The sequence below is a fragment of the Comamonas sp. A7-5 genome, assembly GCF_039581385.1.
GTDB lineage: Bacteria > Pseudomonadota > Gammaproteobacteria > Burkholderiales > Burkholderiaceae_C > Comamonas > Comamonas thiooxydans.
Genome location: NZ_JBCPWO010000010.1, coordinates 131535 through 155885 on the forward strand (window position 1 = coordinate 131535; position 24351 = coordinate 155885).

The window sequence follows — 24351 nt, forward strand, 5'->3', positions numbered from 1 at the left end:
CAGCGCTGCGACCGGAAAACCATGAAGCCGCAAGCGTAGAGCATGGCAGACTACGGGGCAATCGAAATAAATTGCTTGGTTATGCCAGTTTTTCCGAACAATGTCAGCCTGCGCCAATTGCGTGCCTTTGACGAGGTGGCGCGCCAGGGCGCGTTTGCCCCCGCGGCACGCGAACTGTGCCTGACGCAGTCGGCCCTGTCCGAATCCATTCGCCAGCTGGAAGATGCCCTGGGCCTGCGGCTGTTTGATCGCACCACGCGAACCGTGGGGCTGACGGCTGCCGGCCAGGCCTTTTTGCTCGATGTGCGCCAGGCCTTCGAGACCCTGGAGCAGGGCTTTCAGAACCTTGGCGATCTGACCGCACTGCGCCGCGGCAAGGTGCGCATTGCTGCCGCTCCGTCGGTGCTGGCGGTGTTGCTGCTGCCGGTGCTGCCGGCCTTGCGGGCCAGGCATCCGGGCATCGAGGTGGATCTGATCGAGGACAGCGCCGAAGGCATTGCCCAGCGTGTGCAGGCCGGCAGTGTGGATTTCGGCGTGGGAGCGGCACACCCGGCCGGCGGCGATTTGCTGACCCAGCCGCTGATCAGCGATGCCATGGGACTGGTGGCCAGGCTCGATGAACCTCTGCTGCAGGCGGGGCGGCTGACGGCGGCCGATCTGGCCCGGTTGCCCCATCTGGCTTTTGTGGGCCTGACCACCGATACCGCCATCAGCCAGCTGCTGGCTTCGGCCCCGGGCATGCCGCAGAACCTGCTGCAGACACCGCTGCGCCTGTCCAATCCGCAATTGCTGTTCGAGGCCGTGAGTCTGGGCCTGGGCGTCAGCATCGTTCCGGCGCTGACGGCGCGTCACCCTTCGCTGGGCCTGCAGGGCGATCTGGGCTTTCGCCTGCTGGACGAGCCGCGCATCTTGCGTCGCACGCTGCTGATTCAGCGCCCGCGCCGTGCGCTGTCGCCGGCCGCGCAGCTGCTGTTCGATGCGCTGGCGGCGCAGGTGCGGACGCTGGCGCAGTTTGAAGGCATCACGCCTGATTGAGCCGGGCCGCCTTGACGGCACGTTGGCGCAGGCGCACATGGGCTGCGCAGGCGATGAAGAGCAGCACGCACAGCGCCACCTCTGCCAGCGCCAGCCAGCGGCTGGGCGCGGCATCGCTCCAGGCCCGCACCACGCCTTCGGTGAAGTACAGCCACACCAGCAGGCTGAGCCAGCGATAGGTGTACATGCGGCGCTTGAGCAGGCCGATCACGGCGAACGCCAGCGGAAGGGCTTTGAGAAACAGCCAGGTGCCGCCTTCGCGCAGCGGTGCCAGCCACAACTCCCAGGCCACGCACAGCAGCATCAGTGCCAGCAGGCTGCCCACGGCCAGCCAGCGCGTGGCGGCCACATCGGAGCCGGGCTGCTGGATTGGTGAAGAAGTGTTTTCGGCGGCTTGGGGCGAGAGGGCGTCGGTCATAGCAGTGGCATCATATCGGTCATGCCAGCTCTGTTTGAATCCGGTCGTTTTGTTTTGCGTTCTGCGCTTGATGTTGCGCAGCACCCGTCCTCCTTTTGCGTTCGTGAAGGAGTGCCGTCATGAAGAAAAACGAGCGTGCCGGCTTTTGGGCTGCGTTGGAAGGCAAGGCGCAGCAAGCCAGGCCGGTGACGGAAGATCGGGACCGTGTGGTATCGCCGGCGTCGACAGCCGCAACTGCTGCCGCGAACGTTGCCGCCGAGCCCAGACAGGTAGAGCAGCGCCAGGAACCCAGCCTCGATGGTCCGGGCCTACCGCTGGAGCCATTGTTCGAACCCATGCCAGATCTTGGCAACGATCTGGCTCGGCCCGAACCCGTGCCAGCTCCTGCCGCGACGCCTGCGGCGGCATTCAGCACGGCAGCTCAGGGTTGGACCAGCTATTCCACGCCGAATACGACGCCAGCTCAGGAACAGAAAGCGGTGCATGCTTGCGTTTCAGGAGTGACCGACAGTCCTGACGACAGCTCGCAGCGCGCTGCCGAGAGCCCGCGCAGCAGCAGACTCGACAAGGCCAGGGCGCTGGCGGCTAGCTGCAAGGATCTGGCCGGGCGTATCCCCAAGCCCCAGATGCCCAGCCAGCAGGAGCTCAGGACTGAGCTGCGCCGCAGAAGCCGCCGTGCGCAGCAGCGCCTGCGAACCTTCCCCTGGCACAACACGGCCCAGGTGCTGCTGGCGCGCTTCAAGGAAGACCGTTTGGGCGTGACGGCCAGCAGTCTTACTTTCACATCGCTGCTGGCGCTGGTGCCATTTTTTACCGTGGCGCTGGCCTTGTTCACGGCTTTTCCGATCTTTGGCAAGGCGCAGAAGGTGCTGGAGCGCTGGCTGATGGACAGCCTGATTCCCGAGACCATTGCGCGCCAGGTGCTGGGCTATCTCACCCAGTTTGCCTCCAAGGCCAGCCAGCTGGGCCTGGTCGGCTTTTCCATACTGATGGTCACGGCCATTGCGCTGATCCTGACCATAGACCGCACGCTCAACAACATCTGGCGCGTGCGCCAGCTCAGGCCGCTGGGCCAGCGCGTGTTGATCTACTGGGCCGCCATCACGCTGGGGCCGCTGCTGCTGGGCCTGAGCCTGGTGCTGTCGTCCTATGTGATGTCGGCCTCCAAGGGCATGGTCAATGCGCTGCCCGGCAGCCTGCGCTTTGTCTTTGATTCCATAGAGTTCGTGGTGCTGGCCGCTGGCATGGCCGGGCTCTACCACTATGTGCCCAACACGCCGGTGCGCTGGCGCCATGCCTTGGTGGGGGGCGTGTTTGTGGCCGTGTTCATGGAAGTGGCCAAGAAGGTGCTGGGCCTGTATCTGTCGTCCGTGCCGACCTACTCGGTGATCTACGGCGCGTTTGCCACGCTGCCCATCTTGCTGATCTGGATGTATGTGGCCTGGAGCATTGTGCTGCTGGGGGCTCTGGTCACGGCCTATCTGCCCACGGTGCTTGCCGGGGTGGAACGGCTGACAGGACATCGGGGCTGGCAGTTCGAGCTGGCCGTCGAGGTACTGCAATGCCTGGCCAAGGAGCGCGAGCTGCCGCACAAGGGCCTGTATGTGCACCAGCTTTCGCGGCGCCTGCGCGTGGAAGCCTCTCAGATTCAACCCGTGCTGCAGGCGCTGGCCAAGCTGGACTGGGTCGGGGCCGTGCAGCCGCCCGATGCCTATGTGTCGCTTGAGAGCACCGAGCCGCGCTATGTGCTGCTGGTCGATCCGCATGTCACGCGGGTCGAGCCCCTGGTGCAGAGCCTGTTGCTCGAGCCCTCAGAGGCCGTGCGGCCGCTGTGGCAGCGTGCCCAGCTCGATTCCATGACCATGGCCGAGCTGATTGCCGCGCCTGGAGGCAATATTCATAGAGTTTGATGGCTGTGGCGGATATCTATGAATATCTGCGCTCAAGATCGGGCCGCCGATTCGCTGCCTGCAAAGCAGGCCAGCGGGCGCGCTTCAGAGGGGGAGTGGCACTACATCTTGATGCGGCCCAGCAAGATGTCGCGCCACATCATCCAGTCGCCGAGAAAGCTGTAGAGTGGACGCTTGAAGCTGGCTGGCTTGTTTTTCTCAAAGCCGAAATGCCCCACCCAGGCAAAGGCATAGCCGCAGATCAGGCCTGCGAGCAAATACCACCAGTCGCCCGTCAAAAACAGCGCCAGCAGGAACACCAGCGACAGGCTGGTGCCGATGAAGTGCAGCCGTCTGCAGGTGGCGTTGCTGTGCTCGCCCAGGTAGAAGGGGTAGAACTCGGCAAAGCTCTTGAACTGGCGCGGGTCCACGCTGGCTTTGACAGCGTCGTCCGGTTCTGAGGTCGTGGTCTGTGACATGGCGAACCCCGGTGAAGTTGATGCTGTTTTTATACTGCCGACAGCATGGCCAGGCCAGCGGGTTAGCGAGTGCTGGCAATTTGCTGCCGGAGGTCTTCGTCACCTGAACGACAGGCTATATACGGTAAGACTGCGCAAAATCGGCCAGATTCGTCATCTTTGCGGCCACTCCAGCTTCTGGCTAAGCTGCCATGAGCGTTCTCTTGCTAAGGTGACCGTGCACCTCATCGCCATTCAACCCAGACCCTGCCCATGTTTGACGACACCATGCCGCCCGTTGTGATCAGCTCCAGTGAAACCCGTGTTCAGACGCCCGACGGGCTGCTCCATGTCAAACGCTGGCAAGCGCAGGGCGGGGCGGCCAAGGCGCCGCTGGTGCTGATGCACGACTCTCTGGGCAGCGTGGATCTGTGGCGCGAATTTCCCGCGCAGCTGGCCGCGGCCACCGGGCGTGAAGTCATTGCCTATGACCGCCTGGGCTTCGGTCATTCGGACCCCAATCCGCATCGGCTTCAACCCAGTTTTGTGGAAAGCGAGGTCGAGGCCGGCTTCACGCCGCTTCATCAGGCGCTGGGTCTGGACGCTTTCGTGATGCTGGGACACAGCGTGGGCGGCGGCATGGCGGCCATGGTGGCAGCTGAGTATGGACGGCAATGCCAGGCGTTGATTACCGAATCGGCCCAGAGCTTTGTCGAAGACCGCACCTTGCAGGGCATCAGGGCGGCGCGAGACAACTTTGCCCAGCCCGGCCAACTGGAGCGGCTTGCCCGCTACCATGGCGACAAGGCGGCCTGGGTGCTGTCAGCCTGGGTGGACACCTGGCTGAGCCCGCCTTTCGCGCATTACCGGCTGGATGCGGCCTTGAGACAGGTGCATTGCCCGGTGCTGGCGATCCACGGCGAGCTTGATGAATTCGGCTCCCTCGTGCATCCGGAGAACATCTGCACCTGGGCGCAGGGCCCTTGCGAAGCGGAAATCATTGCCGGCGGCGGCCATGTGCCGCACCGCGAGCTGCCTGATCGCATCAGCAGCCGCATCGCCGGTTTTCTGTCAAGAATCGCCTGACTCTGTTTGAGCCAGGCGCCCGCGGGCGTAGTCGACCAGATCAGCCGGGTAGTGCGGGCTGCTGCGCAAAGCGCTGTCATCCCAGCCATAGAGCACGGCCAGGGCGGCCACCTCCAGTGCCCAGTAGCCCGTGCCCAGCCACGGACTGCCTTTCTTCTGCTGCTTGGGCGAGAGCTTGAGAAACTCCTGGTACTGGGTTTGCAGATAGGGCAGCAGTGGGTCAGGCAGAGCTTCGAGCTGTTCAAAAAAAGGCTTCATGGCGCCGTAAGGGCGTTTGTGGAAAAGCTCCTCGCTGACCTGCTGCAGCTGCAGACCGCCTGCGCACAGATAATCCAGCAACTGGTCCGTATCGAAGGCCAGCACATGCTCATCGATCGCCGGTACGTCATCCTGCGCATCCAGCAGTGTGGCCAGTGACAGCAGGGTCACGGCAACAGCGTAGTCGTCAGCGCGTGTGTTGATGGGCGGAGCTACGCCATAGTCCTCGCCAGTCTCCTGCGCCATGCTGGCGCGCGCATGCTCGGCCACCGAGGCGGCATCAATCCACAGCGCGGTCACTTCCTGGTAGATGGGGCGCAGCACATCACCGTTCAGGCCCAGATCGATACCATAGATCAGCAGCCAGCGCGCCTGCTCGCCCGCTTCCTTCCATTTCCAGTAGTTCTCCAGCGCGGCATGTGCCTGGAAATCCTGGTGAGCTTTATAGCTATCGCTGTTGGCAAAGCGCTTGAGCGCGCTCAGTGCTTGCTTCCAGTCGGCTTTTTTATCGCTCAGATTGAGATTGCGCCGGGGCTGCAAACCGGTCAGTGAAATCTTGGCCCATTCGGCGCAGGCGGCAGCCAGTTGGCCGTGGTGCTGGAAGGTTTGGCTCATGGCCCAAGCTTAATGGCTCATGCAGCCAGAAAATCCCGAATCGCAAACAGCGTCGCATCGGGCGACTCCGTCATCTGGTTGTGGCCGTTGGGAATGATCTGCACGCTCACCGTTTTGCCCGCGCCTTTGGCGGCTTCTATCAAGCCTTTTGCAGCCTTGGGTGGTGTCATCTGGTCTTGCTCGCCCAGCACAAACAGAAGCGGGCAGCTGACCTGCGTCATGGCCGCTTCGCCGCCCGCATAGCTGTCACAGGCCTTGAAGCCTGCATGCAGCAGATTCGTGTGAGCATTGCTGGCCAGCACGCGGCGGCCCAGGGCCACGCCGGCGCCAAACACCCAGCTGCCTGCGCCATTGGGCGGTGCCAGCGTGGCGCGCGAGAAGGTGTTGACCATCTGGATGGCTTTCTCGGGCGTATTCAGGGCCGACTCCAGCAGCGCGGGCGAGACCTTCATGGGGAAGGCCGTACCCACCAGCACCAGATGGCTGATGCGGTCCTGCAGCCTGGCCGCAGTCTCCATGGCAATCAGACTGCCCCAGCTATGGCCGATCAGCGCAGCTTGCTGCAGGTTTGCCGCATCCATCAGCGCGCCTATGAAGCCTGCAGCCTCCTCGACGGATTCCGGTGCTTGGCCGCCGCTTTTGCAATGGCCAGGCAAATCGATGGCCAGCACGTTCCAGCCGTGATTGGCCATGTAGCGGCTTTGCAGCGCCCAGACACTGTGATCGCAGAGCACGCCGTGGATGAAAATGGCCGTGGGCTTGGCCGCGTCGAAAGCCTTGCCGCCGGTGTAGGCGTAGATGTCTGCGCCTTGCACATTGATTTGCATGTTTGTCTCCGGTTCTGTTCTTTGTGATTCAGCAGTGTTCATTCAGCCATTGCTGAGCCAGCTCGCGTATGTCGTCGCTGGCATCGTGTTCAGCGGCATGCTCAATCGTGGCGCGCTGCGCTGCGCTGGCTTTTTTCCAATACCGCAGGCCCAGCATGGCCTGATAACGTACGTTTTCGTTGCGGTCGTGACTCAGGGCTTGTGCCAGTACAGGAGTGATGCGCCTGCCCGCGGCGGCCCCAAGGCTTCGCTCTCCCATGATGCAAGCCGCATGAACGCGCACCAGAGCGTGAACGGACTGCAGAGCGAGCAGGGCTTGCTCCAAATCCTCAACCCGAAGGCTGCAATAACCGGTTCCGGGTGATAGCTCTTCATTCAGCGCCTGGGTCAAGGCCGGATGCTTGAGGTCGAGCGCCCGCTCCAGCGGCGCATAGTCAAGGTGCAGGGCCGTGGTGCCTGGTTTGCTGTTCCAGGAACGGTAGGGATAGGCAATGCCTTGCGCGATTCTGTCCACAGGCACGGCCGTGGTGCCTATTTGCTGCTGCAGCCATTCCTGGTCACCTAACGACCCCAAGGCACTGGCGCACCAGCCTCGCTCGCTTTCTTCCCGGGTGCTGCGGATGGGGGCCTGAACCTGCCGACGCAGTGCAGTCAGTACCTGTTCGTCTCGGTAAGCTATCTGGGCCAGCAACATGGCCGCGCGCCACTGTTTGCCAGGCCGATTCAGCATGGGCAGCAGCGCATGGGCCACCTGGCTGTGATTCATGGCAAGCAGCGCAGTCTCGGCCTCTTCCCCCAGCAATTGCGCCTCTTTTGGGCTCAGTCCCAGTTCCGGGCACCCGATACCTTCAAGACAGCTCAGATGGTATTGCAGCTGTTGAGCGGGGGAGAGCGCGGCAACTCTGGCGCGTCTTTGCGCTTGCTGGTCATGGCTGGGAAACAATGCAAGAAAGCGTGCCTCCCCCATGCACTCGCGTGCCATGGCTTCGCATTCCTGAGTGTCTTCCACATAGATCAGCACCGCAAACTCTGGAGTGAGCTGGCCGGACCAGGGCGATTTTTGGCAGGCTTTGGTCAGTTGCTTGCAGATGCGGATCAGCGCCTTGATCAGCTGCGCCTCGGTACGCAACCAGTGGGCAGGCGTGCTTTTATTGGCCTCGGCCAGCAAGGCTTGTTCCAGTTGCTCCAACTCCTGAGAGTCCGAGGCTGAATCCAGCTCCTCCCATTCCCAATCCGGCGGGTTCCAGCGCAGACTGCCCAACTGGCCGGTATCCAGGTCGAATTCGGACAAGCGACCCTGCGGCTCGGGGGCATTCACCATTTGTGAATAAGCCTGCTCGCTATTGGCAGACAGCGTGGGCAGGTAAATGGGGCCGTCCTCCTCGCGGTACAGGCCGTTCAGTGCCAGTGCGTAGATGCTTTCTTGAGGGTTCGCGGCCAGGAACGCCTGAGCATCTTGCCAGTAGATGCTGAATAAAGTCTGTTCAAACTGCTTCCAGTCCAGCGATGCAGAAGTTGTGGCAACCATGTTTGTTCAGGTCTCTCAGGCTGCTTTCTCGGCCGCCTTCAGCGCGCGCTTGAGGTCGTCGATCAGGTCGTCGGCGTCTTCCAGGCCGATCGACAGGCGGATCGTGCCCTGGCCGATGCCGGCCTGGGCGAGAGCCTCGTCGCTCATGCGGAAATGCGTGGTGCTGGCGGGGTGGATCACGAGAGAGCGGCAGTCGCCCACATTGGCCAGATGGCTGAAGACCTTCAGCGTTTCGATGAACTTCTTGCCCTGGTTGCGGTTGCCGGCAATGTCAAAGCTGAACACCGAGCCGGCGCCGCGCGGCAGCAGCTTCCTGGCCAGGGCGTGCGAGGGGTGGGTCTCCAGCATGGGGTGGCCCACGCGACTGACCAGCGGGTGGCTGGCGAGGAACTGCACCACTTTTTCGGTGTTGCGCATATGGCGCTCCATGCGCAGCGGCAGGGTCTCTATGCCTTGCAGGATCAGCCAGGCGCTGTGCGGGCTCATGCAGGCGCCGAAGTCACGCAGGCCTTCGCGGCGAGCGCGCAGCAAAAATGCACCCGTGGTGGATTCCTCGCTGAACACCATGTTGTGAAAGCCGTCATAGGGCTGGGTCAGCTCGGGAAAGCGCCCCGATTTTTCCCAGTCGAAGCTGCCGCCATCGACGACGATGCCGCCGATCACCGTGCCGTGGCCGGACAGGAACTTGGTGGCCGAGTGGTAGACGATGTCCGCGCCATGTTCGAAAGGCTTGATCAGCCAGGGCGAGGTCAGCGTCGAGTCCACCAGCAGCGGCACGCCGGCTTCGTGGGCGATCTGGCTGACCGTGGGAATGTCCAGCACATCGAGTCCGGGGTTGCCCACGGTCTCGCCAAAGAACAGCTTGGTGTTGGGGCGCACCGCAGCCTTCCAGCCATCGATGTCGCCTGGCTTGACGAAGGTAGTCTCTATGCCGAAGCGCGCCAGCGTGTAGTGCAGCAGGTTCTGCGAGCCGCCATACAGGGCCGTGCTGGCCACGATATGGCTGCCCGCGCCCATCAGCGTGGCAATCGACAGGTGCAGCGCCGCCTGGCCGCTGGCCACGGCAATTGCGCCCACGCCGCCTTCCAGGGCCGAGACGCGTTGCTCGAGCACCGCGTTGGTGGGATTGGAGATGCGGCTGTAGACGTGGCCGGGGCGCTCCAGATTGAACAGGCTGGCCGCGTGGTCGCTGGATTCGAAGACAAAGGACGTCGTCAGATGGATGGGTACGGCACGTGCGCCGGTGGCGGGGTCGGGCTGGGCGCCTGCATGCAGGCTCAGGGTGTCAAAGCCGGGGTCAGAGTAGCCGGGCATGTTTTGTCTCCATGGCTGGTTTTGATCGACGCAATGTGTGATCGAGCACGCAATCAAATATCGATTTGGTCGGATAGACGAATGAATATGTGGAAATTCATATGTTTCGTCATTGATTTAGTTTTTCTCAATGCAAGCCATTGTGGGCTATATTTGTGCACGCACCTGCATTCTGTGCAAAGCGATGCCGCATGTGCTGACACATGCAGGACAAAAGCTGCCACAGCGTGCCAAACAGATTCGGAGAACAGCAATGAAAGTTAGTGACATCCTGCGCGTCAAAGGCAATACCCTGTACACGGTGTCGCCCGACGAAAGCCTGGCCGCGGCGGTGCAGGTGATGTCGGAGAAGGACATTGGCTCGCTGGTCGTGATGGATCACGGCGATGTGGTGGGCATGCTCACCTTCCGCGAAGTGATCCAGGGCTTTGTGAAGACCGGCGGCGTGGAGAACATCTCCGTGCGCGGCGCCATGGACGACGCGCCCATGACCTGCACCATGGAAACCGATATGGACGAGGTGCGCCGCATGATGCTGGACCGCCATGCGCGCTACATGCCCGTGATGGACAAGCGCATGCTGATGGGCGTGATCTCGCTGTACGACGTGGCCAAGGCCGTGGTGGACAGCCAGAACTTCGAGAACCGCATGCTCAAGGCCTATATCCGCGACTGGCCCGAAGGCGAGCGCCAGGGTGCCGAATAAGCCAGCTTTTGCTGCAGACCCCGCCGAGGCGGGGTTTTTCATGTCCAGCCTGATGTGCTCTGCAGGCGACGCAGCGCTGCCTTATGGCTGTCGGTCGGCTGGGCTGTGCGGGCTCTGCAATACAGTTGTTGGCGACTTTGCCTTGCGCAGACCCTTGAGTAGCAGCCCCACAAAGCACAGCACGGCGACACCCAGGCCCACCATCATGCCGATCACGGCCTTGCCGTAGCCGCAGGCATACTGGCCCGCGCAGCGCGACGGTGCAAATTCGAAGAACAGCAGACCGCCGACGCCGCCGATCACCACGGACACCAGGGCCGAGGCCAGAATAAACGCAAGTTTGAGCATGGTGAAAAGACTTTAGGCAGGACAGTGTGCAGCCGTCAATCATCACTTCAACGATAATCAGCAGCCTATGAGCGGCAATACCTTCGGCACAATTTTCACGGTCACCAATTTCGGTGAGTCCCACGGCCCGGCCATTGGCTGTGTGATTGACGGCTGCCCTCCGGGCATGGCCTTGAGCGAGGCGGACATCCAGCATGATCTGGATCGACGTCGCCCCGGGACCAGCAAGTTCGTCACCCAGCGCAACGAGCCCGATGCCGTGGAGATTCTCTCCGGCGTCTACGAAGGCAAGACCACGGGTACGCCGATTGCGCTGCTGATCCGCAACACCGACCAGCGCAGCAAGGATTACTCCAATATCGCGCAGAGCTTTCGTCCCGGTCATGCCGACTACGCCTACTTCCAGAAGTACGGTATCCGCGATCCACGCGGCGGCGGTCGCTCCTCGGCACGCCTGACAGCGCCCACGGTGGCAGCGGGTGCCGTGGCCAAGAAATGGCTCAAGGAAAAGTTCGGCACCGAGTTCCGCGCCTGCATGACCCAGATAGGCGAGCTGTCCATAGGTTTCGAGAGCTGGGAGCATGTGCCGCACAATCCCTTTTTCGCGCCTGTGGCCGATGTGAGCCGCTTCGAGGAATACATGGAGCAGCTGCGCAAGAGCGGCGATTCCTGCGGTGCGGCGCTGCGTGTGAACGCCAGCAATATGCCGGTCGGCCTGGGCCAGCCCCTGTATGACCGCCTGGACGCCGACATCGCCTACGCCATGATGGGTCTGAACGCCGTCAAGGCCGTGGAGATCGGCGCAGGCTTTGACAGCGTGGCCCAGCGTGGCACCACGCATGGCGATTCGCTGAGCCCCGAGGGTTTCCGCAGCAATAACGCGGGCGGTATCGTGGGCGGCATCAGCACCGGCCAGGATCTGGAAGTGCGTATCGGCATCAAGCCCACCAGCTCCATCATCACGCCGCGTGAGTCCATTGATGTGCACGGCCAGAGCACCGAAGTCATCACCAAGGGGCGCCACGACCCCTGCGTGGGTATCCGCGCTGCGCCGATTGCCGAGGCGCTGCTGGCGCTGGTGGTGATGGACCATGCGCTGCGTCACCGTGCGCAGAATGCCGATGTGGATTCTGGCCTGGCTCCGATTCCTGCCTCGGCCAGCTGACATCACCCAGACCTTTTTGTGCGTTAAAACCTCTGACTCAGGAGAGTCTGATGGTTTCAGCTGACAAAAAACCGGATCAACGCCAGTCTCGCGCCCTGTCGCCAGGCTGGCGTTGTGCTTTTCGCAAGGTCTCCGCTCCTCTCTGCGCTACGCTGCTCGCATTGGGCTTGAGCGCATGCAGCGGTGGTGTGACAAGGCCTGCCAGCATGGAGATCACCTTGCTGGGCTTCAATGACCTGCACGGCCATCTGGAGCCGCCCAGACTGGCCGTGACGGCCCAGAACGCGCAGGGGCAGAACATTGCCGTGCCCGCTGGCGGCGTGGCCTATATGGCCCGGGCCATCGCCCAGCGCCGCCAGGCCAGCCGCTATGTGGCGCTGGTCACGGCCGGGGACATGATAGGGGCCTCGCCCATGGTCTCTGCGCTGTTTCTCGATGAGCCGACGATAGAGGTGCTCAACCTCATGCGGGTGGACTTTGCGGCCACCGGCAATCACGAATACGACCAGGGCGTGGCCGAGCTGCTGCGCATGCAAAACGGTGGCTGCGAGAAGTTCACCAGCAAGCAGCCATGCCAGATCAGCCAGCCCTTCAAGGGTGCGGAGTTCCCGTTTCTCGCGGCCAATACGCTGCGTGAAGACGGCCGGCCACTGTTCCCGGCGACCGGGGTGAAGTTTTTCGAGCAGGACGGTCTGCGCATAGGCGTGGGCTTCATCGGCATGACACTCAGGAACACCCCGCATATGGTGCGACCCAGCGGGGTCAGGGGGCTGGCATTCGCCGACGAGGCACAGACGGCGAATGCGCTGATCCCGCAGCTGCGTGCGCAGGGGGCCGATGTGATCGTGCTGCTGATCCATGAGGGAGGGGCCACCACGTCCGGCCTGCAGGACGATAGCTGCAAAGGCCTGTCCGGAGCCATCGTGCCGATTCTGGAGCAGCTCTCCGGCGAGGTCGATGTGGTGATCTCCGGTCATACCCATCGCTCCTATATCTGCGATTACGCCAGGGTGAATGCCCGCAAGCCGTTCCTGCTGACCAGCGCCGGTCAGTACGGCGCGCTGCTGACCGAAGTCAGACTGACGGTGGATGCGCACACACGCCGCGTCAGCCGCAAGTCGGCGCACCAGACCATCGTGCAGGGCGAGGCCTATCGCAGCGCTGGTGGCCAGGTGGGCTTGCAGCCCGAGTTTCCGGTCTTTGACGCCGATGCAGACGTGGCGGCGCTGGTGGCGCGCTACAAGGCTGCGGCGCGGCCGCTGGCCGAGGCCGTTGCAGGGCAGCTGGCCGGGCCTGTCAGCCGCATGCCGCAAGCCAATGGCGAAAGCGTGATGGGGCGCATCGTGGCCGACGCCATACTTGCGGCCACGCGCGATGTCGCCGCGGGCGGGGCACAGCTGGCCTTTGTGAACCCCGGCGGTGTGCGCGCCGACCTGCTGCCCGCGGCCGACGGCAGCGTGAACTATGGCCAGCTGTTCAGCGTTCAGCCGTTCGGCAATACGCTGATGGTGATGAGTCTGACGGGCGAGCAGATTCGCCAGGCGCTGGAGCAGCAATTCGACAGCGGCAGCAACACCGTGAATGCGCCACGCATCCTGCAGGTCTCCGAGGGCTTCAGCTACCGCTTTGACCGTCGCCTGCCCGCGGGCCGGCGCGTGAGCGAGCTGCGCCTCAACGGCCGGTTGCTCAAGATGTCACAGCGCTACCGCGTGGGACTGCAGAGCTATCTGGGCAGCGGCGGCGACAATTTCAGCATTTTCACGCAAGGCATCGACGTGGTGGGCGGCATGCTGGATCTGGATGCACTGGCGGAGCATGTACACGAACAAAGCCGCAGCGGGCCGATGGCGCTACCTTTGAAGGAGCGTGTTACGCGCGTTCATTAAGGAGATCAGATAAAAACTTGTCTGATTTCCTTTTAGATCAGGCGCTAGATGCTCATTAGTTCATAGCTGATGCTTGCCATCGAGCGCGCAAAACAAAAGCCACCCAAGGGTGGCTTTTGGCATGGCAAGGCACGGCGGTCAGAGCTAGGGCTTTTTGGCGGCCTTGGCCTTGGGGCTGCGAACCTCATCCATGATGTTCTTGAAGTCGTCCACATCCTCGAAGCTGCGGTAGACGCTGGCAAAGCGGATATAGCCGACCTTGTCCAAGCCCTTGAGTTCATCCATCACCAGCTCGCCGAGGCGGCTGGAATCGATTTCACGCTGGCCCAGATTGAGCAGCCTGTCCTCAATGCGCTCTATGGCTGCATCGATGAGCTCGGTGCTCACGGGGCGCTTGCGCAGCGCGATCTGAAAAGAGCCTTGCAGCTTGGCGCGCTCGTATTCGATACGGCGGCCGTCTCTCTTGACCACGGTGGGAAAGCTGACCTCGGGGCGCTCGTAGGTCGTGAAGCGCTTGTCGCAGCCTCCGCAGCGGCGGCGGCGGCGGATGAAGCCCCCGTCCTCGGACTCGCGGGTCTCAACAACCTGCGTGTCCGGATGGTTGCAGAAGGGGCACTTCATGACAGATCAGCGCAGCTGGAATTACTTGCTGTAGACGGGGAACTTGGCGGTCAGCTCGGCCACCTTGGCGCGCACGGCGGCCAGATTGGCTTCGTCTTCGGGCTTGTCCAGTACATCGGCCACCAGATTGGCAGTGATGCGGGCTTCTTCCTCGCCGAAACCACGGGTGGTCATGGCGGGCGTGCCGATACGGATGCCGCTGGTCACGAAAGGCTTCTCGGGGTCGTTGGGGATGGCGTTCTTGTTCACTGTGATGTGAGCCAGACCCAGGGCCGCTTCGGCAGCCTTGCCGGTAATGCCCTTGGCGCGCAGGTCCACCAGCATCACGTGGCTTTCGGTGCGGCCGGAGACGATGCGCAGACCGCGCTCGGTCAGCGTTTCGGCAAACACCTTGGCATTCTTCACGACCTGTTCCTGGTAGGCCTTGAACTCGGGAGTCAGGGCTTCCTTGAATGCCACGGCCTTGCCGGCGATGACATGCATCAGGGGGCCGCCTTGCAGGCCGGGGAAGATGGCGCTGTTGATGGCCTTCTCGTGCTCGGCCTTCATCAGGATCACGCCGCCACGGGGGCCACGCAGGCTCTTGTGGGTGGTGGTGGTGACCACGTCGGCATGGGGCACGGGGTTGGGGTACACGCCTGCGGCAATCAGGCCGGCATAGTGGGCCATGTCCACCCAGAAGATGGCGCCGACTTCCTTGGCGATCTTGGCGAAGCGCTCGAAGTCGATGCGCAGGGCATAGGCGGAGGCGCCGGCCACGATGATGCGGGGCTTGTGCTCGCGGGCCAGTTCTTCGAGCTTGTCGTAGTCGATGGCTTCGTCGGCGTTCAGGCCATAGGAGACGGCCTTGAACCATTTGCCGGACATGTTCAGCGCCATGCCGTGGGTCAGGTGACCGCCTTCGGCCAGGCTCATGCCCAGAATGGTGTCGCCGGGCTTGGCGAAAGCCATCAGCACTGCCTGATTGGCTTGAGAGCCGGAATTGGGTTGCACATTGGCGGCTTCGGCGCCAAAGATCTGCTTGATGCGGTCAATGGCCAGCTGTTCGACCACGTCCACATGCTCGCAGCCACCGTAGTAGCGCTTGCCGGGGTAGCCTTCGGCGTACTTGTTGGTCAGCTGGGAGCCCTGGGCTTCCATCACTGCGGGCGAGCAGTAGTTCTCGCTGGCGATCAGCTCGATGTGCTCTTGCTGGCGATGGTTTTCAGCTTCAATAGCTGCAAACAGTTCGGGGTCGACTTTCGCGACGGTATCGGTGCGTTGAAACATGGCAGTCCTGTGAACTTAGAAATTCCCTTGAGGCCAAGGGCTGCCCAGGCGAACGGCTGAAACGCTTGCAGGCTGCAGTCGCTGCGACCCTGGGCGGTACGCTCCCCGGTGGTTCACAGACCTTGCAGTCTGCCGGATTCCACGTCAGCGGCAGAAAATTCTGCGCCTATCGCCAGTTGCGTACACCCGCTAGTGTAGCTGAGCTGGCATGGCTGAAGAACCTATGCCCGTTTTTCCCGCAGGACCTGGCCGGGGCATAAAAAAAGCTGGCCGGAGCCAGCTTGAGAAATGCAGGGGTCTGTCGCTTAGAGGTTGGAGTTGGCCAGTGCCACTTGCTGAGCGTGAGAGACCTTGGTGGCTTCGTCGGACTTGGCCGTCATCAGCGGGCTGGCCTGCAGGCCCACGCCCTGGCGCAGACGCTGGTGTTCGGCAAGCACCTTGGCGGCATAGCCGCCGTCCGAAGGAAGATTGGCTGCACCCACGTAATAGCGCAGGCCACCCTCGATGGAGCCGGCGCGGGCAATGCATTCCTTGAGCACCTTGACGCCGACCTTGAGATTGGTCACTGGGTCGAAGGCAGCGTGCTGGCCGCCAAAGCTTTCGTACTTGTCGGTGTGCACGGAAGTCATCACCTGCATCAGGCCCTGGGCACCGACCGAACTTTGGGCAAACGGGTTGAAGCTCGATTCAATGGCCATGATGGCCAGAATCAGCGTCGGATCCAGCTTGTTGGCTTTGCCCTGGACATAGGCTTCGCTGACCAGGGCGGCAATCGGCTCGGGCGCCACCCGGTATTTTTTGCTGAGCCAATAGGCCACAGCCGCCTGCTCCTTGGGCAGGTTCTTGGGGTTGACGGCCGTGGCGCGGTCGCTGGCGACGACAATGTTGGCGGAAGCAGGGGCTTCCTCCACTTCGGCGGCAGCCACCACGGTGCTGGCGGGCAGGCGTGTGTCGAGCCACTCGCGCAGCTCGGTTGCACCGGCCAGACGCAGGTCCGGACGAGAGATCAGAATCAGGGCCGAAATGGCCACGGCCAAGCCCAGCAGGGCGAAACCGTTGTGAGTAAGAGCAAGAAAACCGTGGGCCGTCTTATGGCCCAACGTTCGCGCAGAGGCGATTAATTTTCCTGACGCTGGCATAGCTTGTCCTTTCTTGGCTATCGCCCGAGGCCGCACCGGATCAATCTCGCGGTGCAACCAGGACAACTGGCCGATGAGGTTTGCTGCGGGCCGATTAAAAGCGCCCCTTGGGGCGCTGATCGGTCTGCTCAGTCGTGAGGCAGCGGAAACAAAAAACGCTCATTTCGAGCGCTGGCGGATTCTAGAAGCGCCCTAAATATTCAGTCAACACTAACAAAAATACTTTTTAGATTTTAAAATTATATAAAAACTGTATGAATGTACAGCTTGCTCAAAAAATTACAGCAAAAAATCACGGATTCAAGAGGTGTATACGCTCACATCGTTTTATTTGTCATCAAGGCGAAATAAAGTGCAAAAAGCCTGGTAGCCCTACGCGAGCACAGATATAGTGAATCTGCCTGCACGTTGCAGGTGCTTGCCAAAGGAAAGGAAAAGCAAATTCCGCCGAGGCCTTTGATTCCATGGGCTGTTGGCACTTGCTCTTTATCTTCGCTTGAGGCACAAAAGGGAGCAATCGTTGCTTCCAGCGGCAAGGACCACACCCTCCTTGATCCGCGAAAAACGGCCCGGTCTGGTACCGGCCGTAAAGCCCGGAAGTCGGTTTCGCCACTTCCGGGCTTTGTCATTTCCGGCGTTGTCTTTTCTCTGCAGCGCATTGTTTGCATTTTTCGCGCTCATCTGCCTCTGGTCGGCATTCCTATGGCGCAAACTTCTCCCTTGGAAACGCCTCTTGCCTCTATCTATATATAGAGCGCAATCTAGATACACCAGGGTGCGCTCAAGGTACAGTGGTGTTCCGGGCGCGCGGCGGGTCCCGCCCCTGAGAGTCTTGGAAGGCTTTCAATCTCTGCATCAATAACAATTGCCCATGTCCTTGCTCACATCGAATCGCTGGCTTCGCCGGCTGATCTGGTCTGTTCTTGCTCTTTTGCTGTTATGGCTGCTGCTCTGGGCGGTAGTGCCCTGGGTGGCTAAAAGCCAGCTGGAAAAACGGGCTGCCGAGAAACTGGGGCGCGGCGTCCATGTGGGCAAGATCGAGTTTGCGCCCTGGGCCATGTCCATCACCCTGCATGAACTGGTGATCGATAAGGCTATAAAAAAAGTAGCTGAAACCGCTGATGCAGAGAGCTCTGTGGCTCAGAAAGATCTGAAATCCGCCGCCGAGCCACAGCTGCAGATCAAGCGCATCTTCATCAATGCCAGCGCGCAGTCCTTGTTCAGGCTCGCTCCTGTGCTGGATGCGATCGAGGTCGATGCGCCGGTGGTGCGCCTGACGCAGCATTCACTGGGCAAGCTCGATATCGACGATGTGATTGCCAAGCTCTCCGAGCCCGATGACGAGGAGCCGTCCAAGCCCCTGAGCTTTGCGCTCTACAACATTGCCTTGCGCGACGGCCGTATCGAGCTCAATGACGAGTTTGTGCAGCGCAAGCACGAGCTCAAGGACTTGCAGCTGAGCATTCCTTTCATCAGCAATCTGGCCTCCAAGCGCGAGATCAAGGTGCTGCCGCATCTGGCTTTCGATCTCAACGGCAGCAAGTTCGATACCTCGGGCGAGAGCACGCCGTTCACTGACACCCGCCAGACGGCGATGCAACTCAAATGGGAGCACATCGATCTGGCCCCTTATCTGGGCTATGTGCCTGCCAGCGTTCCCGTGCAGCCTCTGTCTGGCGTGCTGGACACGGATCTGCAGATCAGCTTCGAGCAAAAAGACCAGCCTGTGGTCAGCATCAGCGGCAAGCTGGCCTTGAGCAATGTCGCGGTGCAGGACCGCCAGAGCGCGCCGCTGCTGAACTTTGAGGCGCTGGAGGTGCAGCTCAAGAATGTTCTGCCTCTGCAGAACCAGATTGCGCTCGAATCGGTGCGCTGGGTCAAGCCCGAGGTTCATGCCAGCCGCAATGCGCAGGGCGTGATCAACTGGCTGGGGCTGAATGCGCCGTCCACTGCTGCAGCAGCGCCCGCCGAAAATGCAGAGCCTGAGTCTGATTCCTCCGACGCCAAGGCTTCGGTCCAGGCGGGCACCAAGGCCGAGGCGCCCGCCCAGTCCCTCGCAGTGAGCGTGAAACAGTTCGATATTGATAGCGCTACAGTGCATTGGAGGGATGCTGCTACAGGCGCGGCGCCTGCGGCGCTGACCCTGGCTCCTTTGATGCTGCAGGCCAAGAATCTGGCTTGGCCCATGAATGCGCCTTTGCAACTGACGGCCACTGCAGGTTTGCAAACGGCTGAGCAGGCCCGGGTGGAAGGGGCTGCCAGGCTGGCTGTGGATGGAGAAGCCACGGACAAGGCGGGCAAGCTCAATCTCAAGCTCGAGCAGTTGCCGCTGCAATGGGTGCAGCCCTATATGCAAGCGCACTTCAAGCCGCAGCTCAGCGCCATGCTCAATACCGATGCCCGGATTTCCTGGGGTGAGGGCGGAGTCGTGGCAGAGGTGGCCGAGCTGACTGCCGACAAGCTGCAGCTGCAGGACAAGCAGGCCCCTGTCAATATCGAACAGATCAAGGTCAGCGGCGTTCAGGTCGATCTTGCTGCCCGGCAGGTGCAGGTGGAGGCCATTGCCGTGCAGAAGCCGCAACTCGCGGCCCTGCGTGACGCACAAGGGCACTGGATGTACGAGCGTTGGTTGCCCGTGGCATCGCCTGCAGCCAGGCCGGCAACGCAGGGCAGCAAGGTGGAGCCGGGCAAACCCTGGTCGGTCAAGCTGGCAGCGATTGCCGTGGATGGCGGTGCGCTGCAGTTTCGCGATGCAGCACCTGTGCAAGGCGGGAATGCACGGCCCGTGCAGCTGGATGTGAGCGCCTTGCGCATACGCCTGGGGGCTTTCGAGCCTCTGGCGGCCAAGGCAGCGCCGACTCCGCTGGAGGTCTCGGCTCAGCTGGCTGCCAGTCGCCGTGTGCAGGCTGGTCATATTCAGTTCAAGGGGCAGTTGGGTCTGACCCCTGTTTCGGCTCAGGGGCAGTTGCAGGCCCGTGCCGTGCCCTTGCATGCGCTGGAGCCGTATTTCGGTCACAAGCTCAATGTGGATCTAGTGCGTGCCGACGGCAACTTCCGGGGCAAGCTTAACTATCTGGCCCATGCCAAGGGGCCTCAGCTGTCTGTGTCGGGCGATGTGGAGCTCAACGACCTGCGCGTACGCTCCACGCTTGCGGCCCCGGTGCAGGAAGAGGTGGGCAAGCCCAGTACCGCCAAGGGCGCGCTGACGGCAGTGCTCAATGACTCAACGGCAGACCGTGCCAAGGCACTGGCTGCGCGCACAGGTCTGGGTCTGGGCGATGATTTGCTGGCCTGGAAAACGCTGATGGTGCGCGGCCTGGACCTGAATATGCAACCGGCTCAGCCGCTGCGGGTGAGCGTGCGCGAAACCGCGCTGAGCGACTTTTTTGCGCGCGTCATCGTGCAGCGCAACGGCCGCATTAATCTGCAGGACATTGTGAAGACCGAAAAGTCCGAGCAGTCCGTCGCACAGAACGAAGAGGCGAACGCCCAGGCGGCTGCTGGCGAGAAGCCCGAGCTCAGCAGACCCGTGGCTGAGCCCGTAAAGCCCGAAGATGTCGGCCCCGCGCCCATCATCAAGGTCGGGCCCATTGTGCTGACGGGCGGCAAGGTGCAGTTTTCCGACTATTTCATTCAGCCCAACTACTCGGCCGATCTGAGTGAGCTGAACGGCCGTCTGAGCGCCTTCTCTTCGCAGGCTCCTGCAGGCCAGGTCGAGCCGCAAATGGCCGATCTTGAAATCAAGGGCAAGGCCCAGGGTACGGCGAAGCTCGATATCAGCGGCAAGGTCAATCCGCTGGCCAAGCCTCTGGCGCTGGATGTACGCGCCCAGATGAATGACCTGGAGCTGTCGCCGCTGTCGCCATATTCCATCAAGTACGCGGGCTATGGCATAGAGCGCGGCAAGCTCTATATGGATGTGAACTACAAGGTGCAGCCTGATGGGCAGCTCACGGCATCGAACAAGCTGGTGCTGCGCCAATTGACCTTTGGCGACAAGGTGGAGGGCGCGCCCGCATCGCTGCCCGTCAAGCTGGCTGTGGCCCTGCTGTCCGACCGCAACGGCGTGATCGATCTCGATGTGCCTCTGAGCGGCTCGCTCAACGATCCGCAGTTCCGTCTGGCGCCCATCATCTTCAAGGTGATCGGCAACATCATCATGAAGGCAGTGACCGCGCCGTTTGCGCTGTTGTCGGGGGCGTTCTCGGGTGGCGACGAGTCGGGCGCAGTCAACTTTGCGCCGGGCAGCGCCAAGCTCGACGGCAAGGCCAGGGAGCAACTGGCCAAGATCGTCAAGGCACTGAACGACCGCCCCGCGCTCAAGATGACGGTGGTGGGCGAGTCGCGTGAGGCCGAAGACAAGGAGGCCTGGAAGACTGAAGAGCTGGATCGTCTGCTGCTGGCCCAAAAGCGCCGCAACGTGATTCGCGAAGGCAAGAGTGGAGACGAGGTGATGGAGTTCAGCGATGCCGAGCGTCCGGCTCTGCTCAAGGCCGTTTACGGTCGAGCCGACATCAAAAAGCCCCGCAACATGGTCGGAATGGCCAAGGATCTGCCTGCAGACCAGATGACGGCGCTGCTGGTGGCCAGCATCAAGGTGCCTGACGATGCCATGCGCGAGCTGGCGCTGGCGCGCGGTGTGGCTGTGCGGGACTATCTGGCCACGCAACAGCTGCCGCTGGAGCGCCTGTTCCTGGGCGCTCCCAAGCTGGATGTGCAGGACAAGGACTGGACGCCACGTGCCCAGTTGAGCCTGTCTGCGCAGTGATGAAAGTGCTGCGAAACACCTTGCGATTTCGCATTTTTTGGCTTGCCTTTAAATAAAGGCGAAAATACCGGTTTGCCCAGGTGCTCATGTGCCTGGGCTTGCGCTTGGAAAGTCTGCCCTCATGTGGGCTGGCACTGGCCCGTTGCAGCGTTGACTGCGCTGGCTGCCAAGCATTTTCTGACCCTTACATGACATCTATTTCTCCTAGCAGCACCATGTCTGATGCATCTGAAGTGAACCCGGCCTCTGCCAAGAATACTGAGCAACATCCGCTGGATGCATTGACGGGTGGTGCTTTCTCCGCCGAGACGTCGGGTGATCGCGCCGCGCGCATTCGCGACTGGTTGGCGACTCAGCCCACGGTCGAGCAACTCCAGGACGTTCACAAGGAACTGAGCAAGGGCGACAAGAGTGCTGCCCGTGCCGTGCGCGAACGCCTTGACGAAATCCGTCGCACCGCGAATCAGGAAAAAATTTCCGTGGAATGGGCCGAGAAGGCTCAGGCACTGCTGGCAGCAGAGCCCTTCGATGCCGCGGCTGCGGCTGCCTGGCAGCGTGATGCCGCCAAGGCCGGTGCCGCGCTGTCGCGCGAGCCTCTGTCGCAGTTCAAGGCCCGATTGGGCGAGCGCGTGAAGGCGGTGGAAGACCTGCAGCATCGCACCCAGGTGCAGCGCGAAGTGGCGCTGCTGCTGGCGCAGCGCATCGAAGTGCTGTCCACCAAGTCCTGGAAGGATGCCAAGGCGGTGCTGGAAGCCCTGGGAGTCGATGTCGCGCGCTGGCAGGAGCAGGCCAAGGAGCTGACCGGCGACGCCAGCTGGGGCAGTGTGGACGGCCGTTTCCCGCCTCAGCTGGAGGCAGCCTCTGCACAACTGGCACTGGTTTGGGATGCTTTCCAGTCTGCACTGGCACAGACCGAGGCCGCTGCCGCCGACGAGGCAGCGCCGTTGCCCACGGTCCCCGTCTGGGCCGACGAAATCCGCGTGGCTCGTGGTTTGCCTCCCGAAGCCGCAGCTGTGGAAGTGGCCAAGCCCGCAGCACCGCGCGCAGCAGCCGCCGGCCGTGGCAAGCCCACGCCCGAGCAGGTGGAAGCAGCCAAGGCTGGCCTGGGCCAGGCCCTGCAGGCGCTGAAGGCAGAAACTGCAGCTGGCAACAGCCAGGCCGGCTCCGAAGCCGTGCAAGCCATGCGCGCAGCCATCAAGGCCCATGGCCGTTTTGTGGACGAAGCGCTGGTGGGCGAAGTGCATGAAGCCCTGTTGGCCGCCGGTGAGGCCGAGGGTTGGCAGCGCCATCTGGCCGAGAAACTGCGCGAGGACCTGGTGGCCAAGGCCGAAGCCTTGCTCAACCGTCCCGAAGGCCAGGCACTGGGTGGTCGCAAGATCCAGGAAACCCTGCGCAGCCTGCGCGAACAATGGAAGCAGGCCGACCAAGGTGCCATGGCCAATCATGCGCTGTGGAAGAAGTTTGACGAGGCCTGCAACGCAGCCTACAAGGTGGTCGAGTCCTGGCACGACAAGATTCGTCAGGACAGCACGCAGGCCAAGGCGCAGCGTCTGGCGCTGATCGAAGAAATCAAGGCCTGGGCTGCAAGCAATGCGGCCAGCCAGGACTGGAAGAGCATGTTGCGCGCGCTGCGCCAGTTTGGCGAGCGCTGGCGTGAAAGCGGCCATATCGGCGAAAAGCTGTTTGCCGAACTGCAGCCCCTGTTCAAGCAGGCCATGGCTGCTGCCGAAGCGCCCCTGCAGGCTGCACAAAAGGCCAGCCTGGAGCGTCGCCATGCCATGATCGACGAAGCCACGGCCCTGGGGGCAGCCCCCAGCCTGCGCATCGACGCCGTGAAGGCGCTGCAGCAGCGCTGGCAGGCCGAAGCCCAGGTGGTGCCGCTGGATCGCAAGCACGAGCAAAAGCTCTGGGATGCATTCCGCAAGCCGCTGGACGATGCCTTCAATCGCAAGAGTGTGGAGCGTGGTGGTCGCAGCCAGGTGGCGGTCGAGTTGTCCGAGCATGATCGTCGGGTGCTGGATGCGTCCAAGGCGGTCGAGGCGGCCAATGCCAGCGGCGATGCGCAAAAGATTCACGCAGCGCTGGCCGAGCTCGAAGCAGCCATCAAGGCTCAGCCCGCCAAGTCTGATGAAAACCAGCCCCAGGGCCAGGCAGAGCAAGCGTCTGAAGCTGTTGAGGCGCAAGCGAGCGAAGCCGCTGCAGTGGCCAAGCCGGCACGTCCCGTGGTGGCCGTGCGTGGCGATGACCGCCCTGGCATGAGGAAGGAAGCGGCAGCTGCTGCAGGTGGTCGTCCTGGTGATCGCAGGGATGGCGGCCGTGGACGCGATGCAGCGCGCGGCGAGCGCGGTGGCCGCGATGGTCGCGACAGCCGTGATGCCGGCCGTGGCCGTCGCGAGTTCGCGCGAGAGGAGCGCGGACCGCGCCTGGCCGATCCGGCCTTCCGCGCCCAGCGTGATGCCGTGGAGCATGCCCAGGAAGCTCTGCGCAAGCTGGCGGCACAGGCGCACGGCGAAGCGCTGACTCAGCTGCTCGGTGCCTGGCAGGCTCGTGATGCTGCGCAGCTGCCATCGGCTCAGCAACTGGGCAGCAAGGTGACGGCGCCTGTGCGCTCTTCCTGGTCCGGTGCTGTGGCTGCTGCACCCAAGGGCAATGCTGCAGAGGCCCTGCTGCGCCTGGAAATGGCTGCCGATGTACACACTCCGGCCGATCAGCTGGCGGCACGCCGTGCGCTGCAGCTGCAGATGCTGACCCGCCGCAACGATCCTTCGCCCCAGCAGACCTGGGGTCAGGACGTGGCCACTGTGCTTGGCAGTGCCAGCGATGAGGCATCTGCCCGTCGCCTGCAGACCGCACTCAAGCAATTGCTGCGCAAGTAAGCGACATGTCGCCTCGATGGGAGGCGGTTGCCAAAGAAAAAGGGAGCCGTTGAGCTCCTTTTTTCGTATGTGCCGCGTACTGTCAGAGGGAGTCGGGGGTGCCAACGAAAAAGCCGCTGCATTTGCATGCAACGGCTTGTCGTGT

Annotated in this window: 18 protein-coding genes and 1 riboswitch; of the genes, 8 read left to right on the forward strand and 10 right to left on the reverse strand. The window is 62.3% G+C overall.

Features of this window, described 5'->3' with window-relative positions; translation table 11 throughout:
- The first annotated feature begins 81 nt into the window (after nt 1–81).
- A complete protein-coding gene (locus AAIL67_RS17475; RefSeq protein WP_343484463.1) occupies nt 82–1035 on the forward strand; it encodes a LysR family transcriptional regulator in 954 nt (317 codons plus the stop codon).
- Here the strand turns inward: AAIL67_RS17475 and AAIL67_RS17480 are convergent.
- Nucleotides 1022–1537, reverse strand: coding sequence for a DUF2069 domain-containing protein (locus AAIL67_RS17480; protein ID WP_003063757.1), 516 nt, complete (start codon nt 1535–1537; stop codon nt 1022–1024). The genes AAIL67_RS17475 and AAIL67_RS17480 overlap by 14 nt on opposite strands.
- Nucleotides 1538–2079: 542 nt before the next feature.
- On the opposite strand from AAIL67_RS17480, the gene AAIL67_RS17485 reads away from it, so the two are divergent.
- On the forward strand, nt 2080–3363 hold the full coding sequence (locus tag AAIL67_RS17485; RefSeq protein WP_224651181.1) for a YhjD/YihY/BrkB family envelope integrity protein: 1284 nt from the start codon (nt 2080–2082) through the stop codon (nt 3361–3363).
- Nucleotides 3364–3464: 101 nt separating this feature from the next.
- Here AAIL67_RS17485 and AAIL67_RS17490 read toward each other — a convergent pair whose 3' ends face one another.
- Nucleotides 3465–3821 carry a DUF962 domain-containing protein gene (locus tag AAIL67_RS17490; RefSeq protein WP_003063755.1) on the reverse strand — a complete coding sequence of 119 codons (357 nt, stop codon included), beginning with the start codon at nt 3819–3821 and terminating at the stop codon, nt 3465–3467.
- A gap of 252 nt (nt 3822–4073) precedes the next feature.
- On the opposite strand from AAIL67_RS17490, the gene AAIL67_RS17495 reads away from it, so the two are divergent.
- Entirely contained in the window at nt 4074–4886 is an 813-nt protein-coding gene (locus AAIL67_RS17495) for an alpha/beta hydrolase (RefSeq protein ID WP_224648514.1), read from the forward strand.
- Here AAIL67_RS17495 and AAIL67_RS17500 read toward each other — a convergent pair.
- From AAIL67_RS17500 to AAIL67_RS17515, 4 genes are read right to left on the reverse strand one after another with little or no spacing between them, the layout of a single operon-like run.
- Nucleotides 4872–5759: a PoNe immunity protein domain-containing protein gene (locus AAIL67_RS17500; protein WP_059441318.1), complete on the reverse strand. Its 888-nt coding sequence runs from the start codon at nt 5757–5759 to the stop codon at nt 4872–4874. The two genes, AAIL67_RS17495 and AAIL67_RS17500, sit on opposite strands and share 15 nt — an antisense overlap.
- Before the next feature lie 17 nt (nt 5760–5776).
- Entirely contained in the window at nt 5777–6586 is an 810-nt protein-coding gene (locus tag AAIL67_RS17505; protein WP_059441319.1) for an alpha/beta hydrolase, read from the reverse strand.
- Nucleotides 6587–6614: 28 nt separating this feature from the next.
- Entirely contained in the window at nt 6615–8114 is a 1500-nt protein-coding gene (locus tag AAIL67_RS17510; RefSeq protein ID WP_224648513.1) for a DUF4303 domain-containing protein, read from the reverse strand.
- Nucleotides 8115–8129: 15 nt separating this feature from the next.
- Nucleotides 8130–9428 (reverse strand): O-acetylhomoserine aminocarboxypropyltransferase, encoded by a 1299-nt coding sequence (locus AAIL67_RS17515; RefSeq protein WP_003076227.1) that lies wholly within the window; start codon nt 9426–9428, stop codon nt 8130–8132.
- 253 nt (nt 9429–9681) lie between these two features.
- Between AAIL67_RS17515 and AAIL67_RS17520 the strand changes: the two genes are divergently transcribed.
- A complete protein-coding gene (locus AAIL67_RS17520) occupies nt 9682–10134 on the forward strand; it encodes a CBS domain-containing protein (RefSeq protein WP_003053381.1) in 453 nt (150 codons plus the stop codon).
- An 81-nt stretch (nt 10135–10215) separates the two neighbouring features.
- Here the strand turns inward: AAIL67_RS17520 and AAIL67_RS17525 are convergent, their stop codons facing one another.
- The gene (locus AAIL67_RS17525) at nt 10216–10482 is read right to left on the reverse strand and encodes a hypothetical protein (protein WP_034382008.1); all 267 of its coding nucleotides are present in this window, start codon (nt 10480–10482) and stop codon (nt 10216–10218) included.
- A 67-nt stretch (nt 10483–10549) separates the two neighbouring features.
- Between AAIL67_RS17525 and aroC the strand changes: the two genes are divergently transcribed.
- Complete coding sequence (aroC, locus tag AAIL67_RS17530; RefSeq protein WP_019043197.1) at nt 10550–11647, forward strand: chorismate synthase; 1098 nt, start codon at nt 10550–10552, stop codon at nt 11645–11647.
- 50 nt (nt 11648–11697) lie between these two features.
- On the forward strand, nt 11698–13533 hold the full coding sequence (locus AAIL67_RS17535; RefSeq protein ID WP_343484464.1) for a bifunctional metallophosphatase/5'-nucleotidase: 1836 nt from the start codon (nt 11698–11700) through the stop codon (nt 13531–13533).
- 144 nt (nt 13534–13677) lie between these two features.
- On the opposite strand, the gene nrdR is transcribed toward AAIL67_RS17535, so the two are convergent.
- The 3 genes from nrdR to AAIL67_RS17550 form a co-directional block, all read right to left on the reverse strand.
- The gene (nrdR, locus tag AAIL67_RS17540) at nt 13678–14154 is read right to left on the reverse strand and encodes a transcriptional regulator NrdR (protein ID WP_003053388.1); all 477 of its coding nucleotides are present in this window, start codon (nt 14152–14154) and stop codon (nt 13678–13680) included.
- 21 nt (nt 14155–14175) lie between these two features.
- Nucleotides 14176–15423, reverse strand: a complete 1248-nt coding sequence (gene glyA / locus AAIL67_RS17545) for a serine hydroxymethyltransferase (RefSeq protein ID WP_003053390.1) — start codon at nt 15421–15423, stop codon at nt 14176–14178.
- Nucleotides 15424–15458: 35 nt separating this feature from the next.
- A riboswitch (ZMP/ZTP riboswitch) is annotated at nt 15459–15613 on the reverse strand.
- A 115-nt stretch (nt 15614–15728) separates the two neighbouring features.
- Nucleotides 15729–16562 carry a lytic transglycosylase domain-containing protein gene (locus AAIL67_RS17550; protein WP_034359288.1) on the reverse strand — a complete coding sequence of 278 codons (834 nt, stop codon included), beginning with the start codon at nt 16560–16562 and terminating at the stop codon, nt 15729–15731.
- Nucleotides 16563–17433: 871 nt separating this feature from the next.
- Here AAIL67_RS17550 and AAIL67_RS17555 point away from each other — a divergent pair.
- Nucleotides 17434–21330, forward strand: coding sequence for a DUF748 domain-containing protein (locus AAIL67_RS17555; RefSeq protein ID WP_343484465.1), 3897 nt, complete (start codon nt 17434–17436; stop codon nt 21328–21330).
- Between the two features lie 215 nt (nt 21331–21545).
- Nucleotides 21546–24206, forward strand: a complete 2661-nt coding sequence (locus AAIL67_RS17560) for a DUF349 domain-containing protein (RefSeq protein ID WP_343484466.1) — start codon at nt 21546–21548, stop codon at nt 24204–24206.
- The last annotated feature ends 145 nt before the right edge of the window (nt 24207–24351 follow it).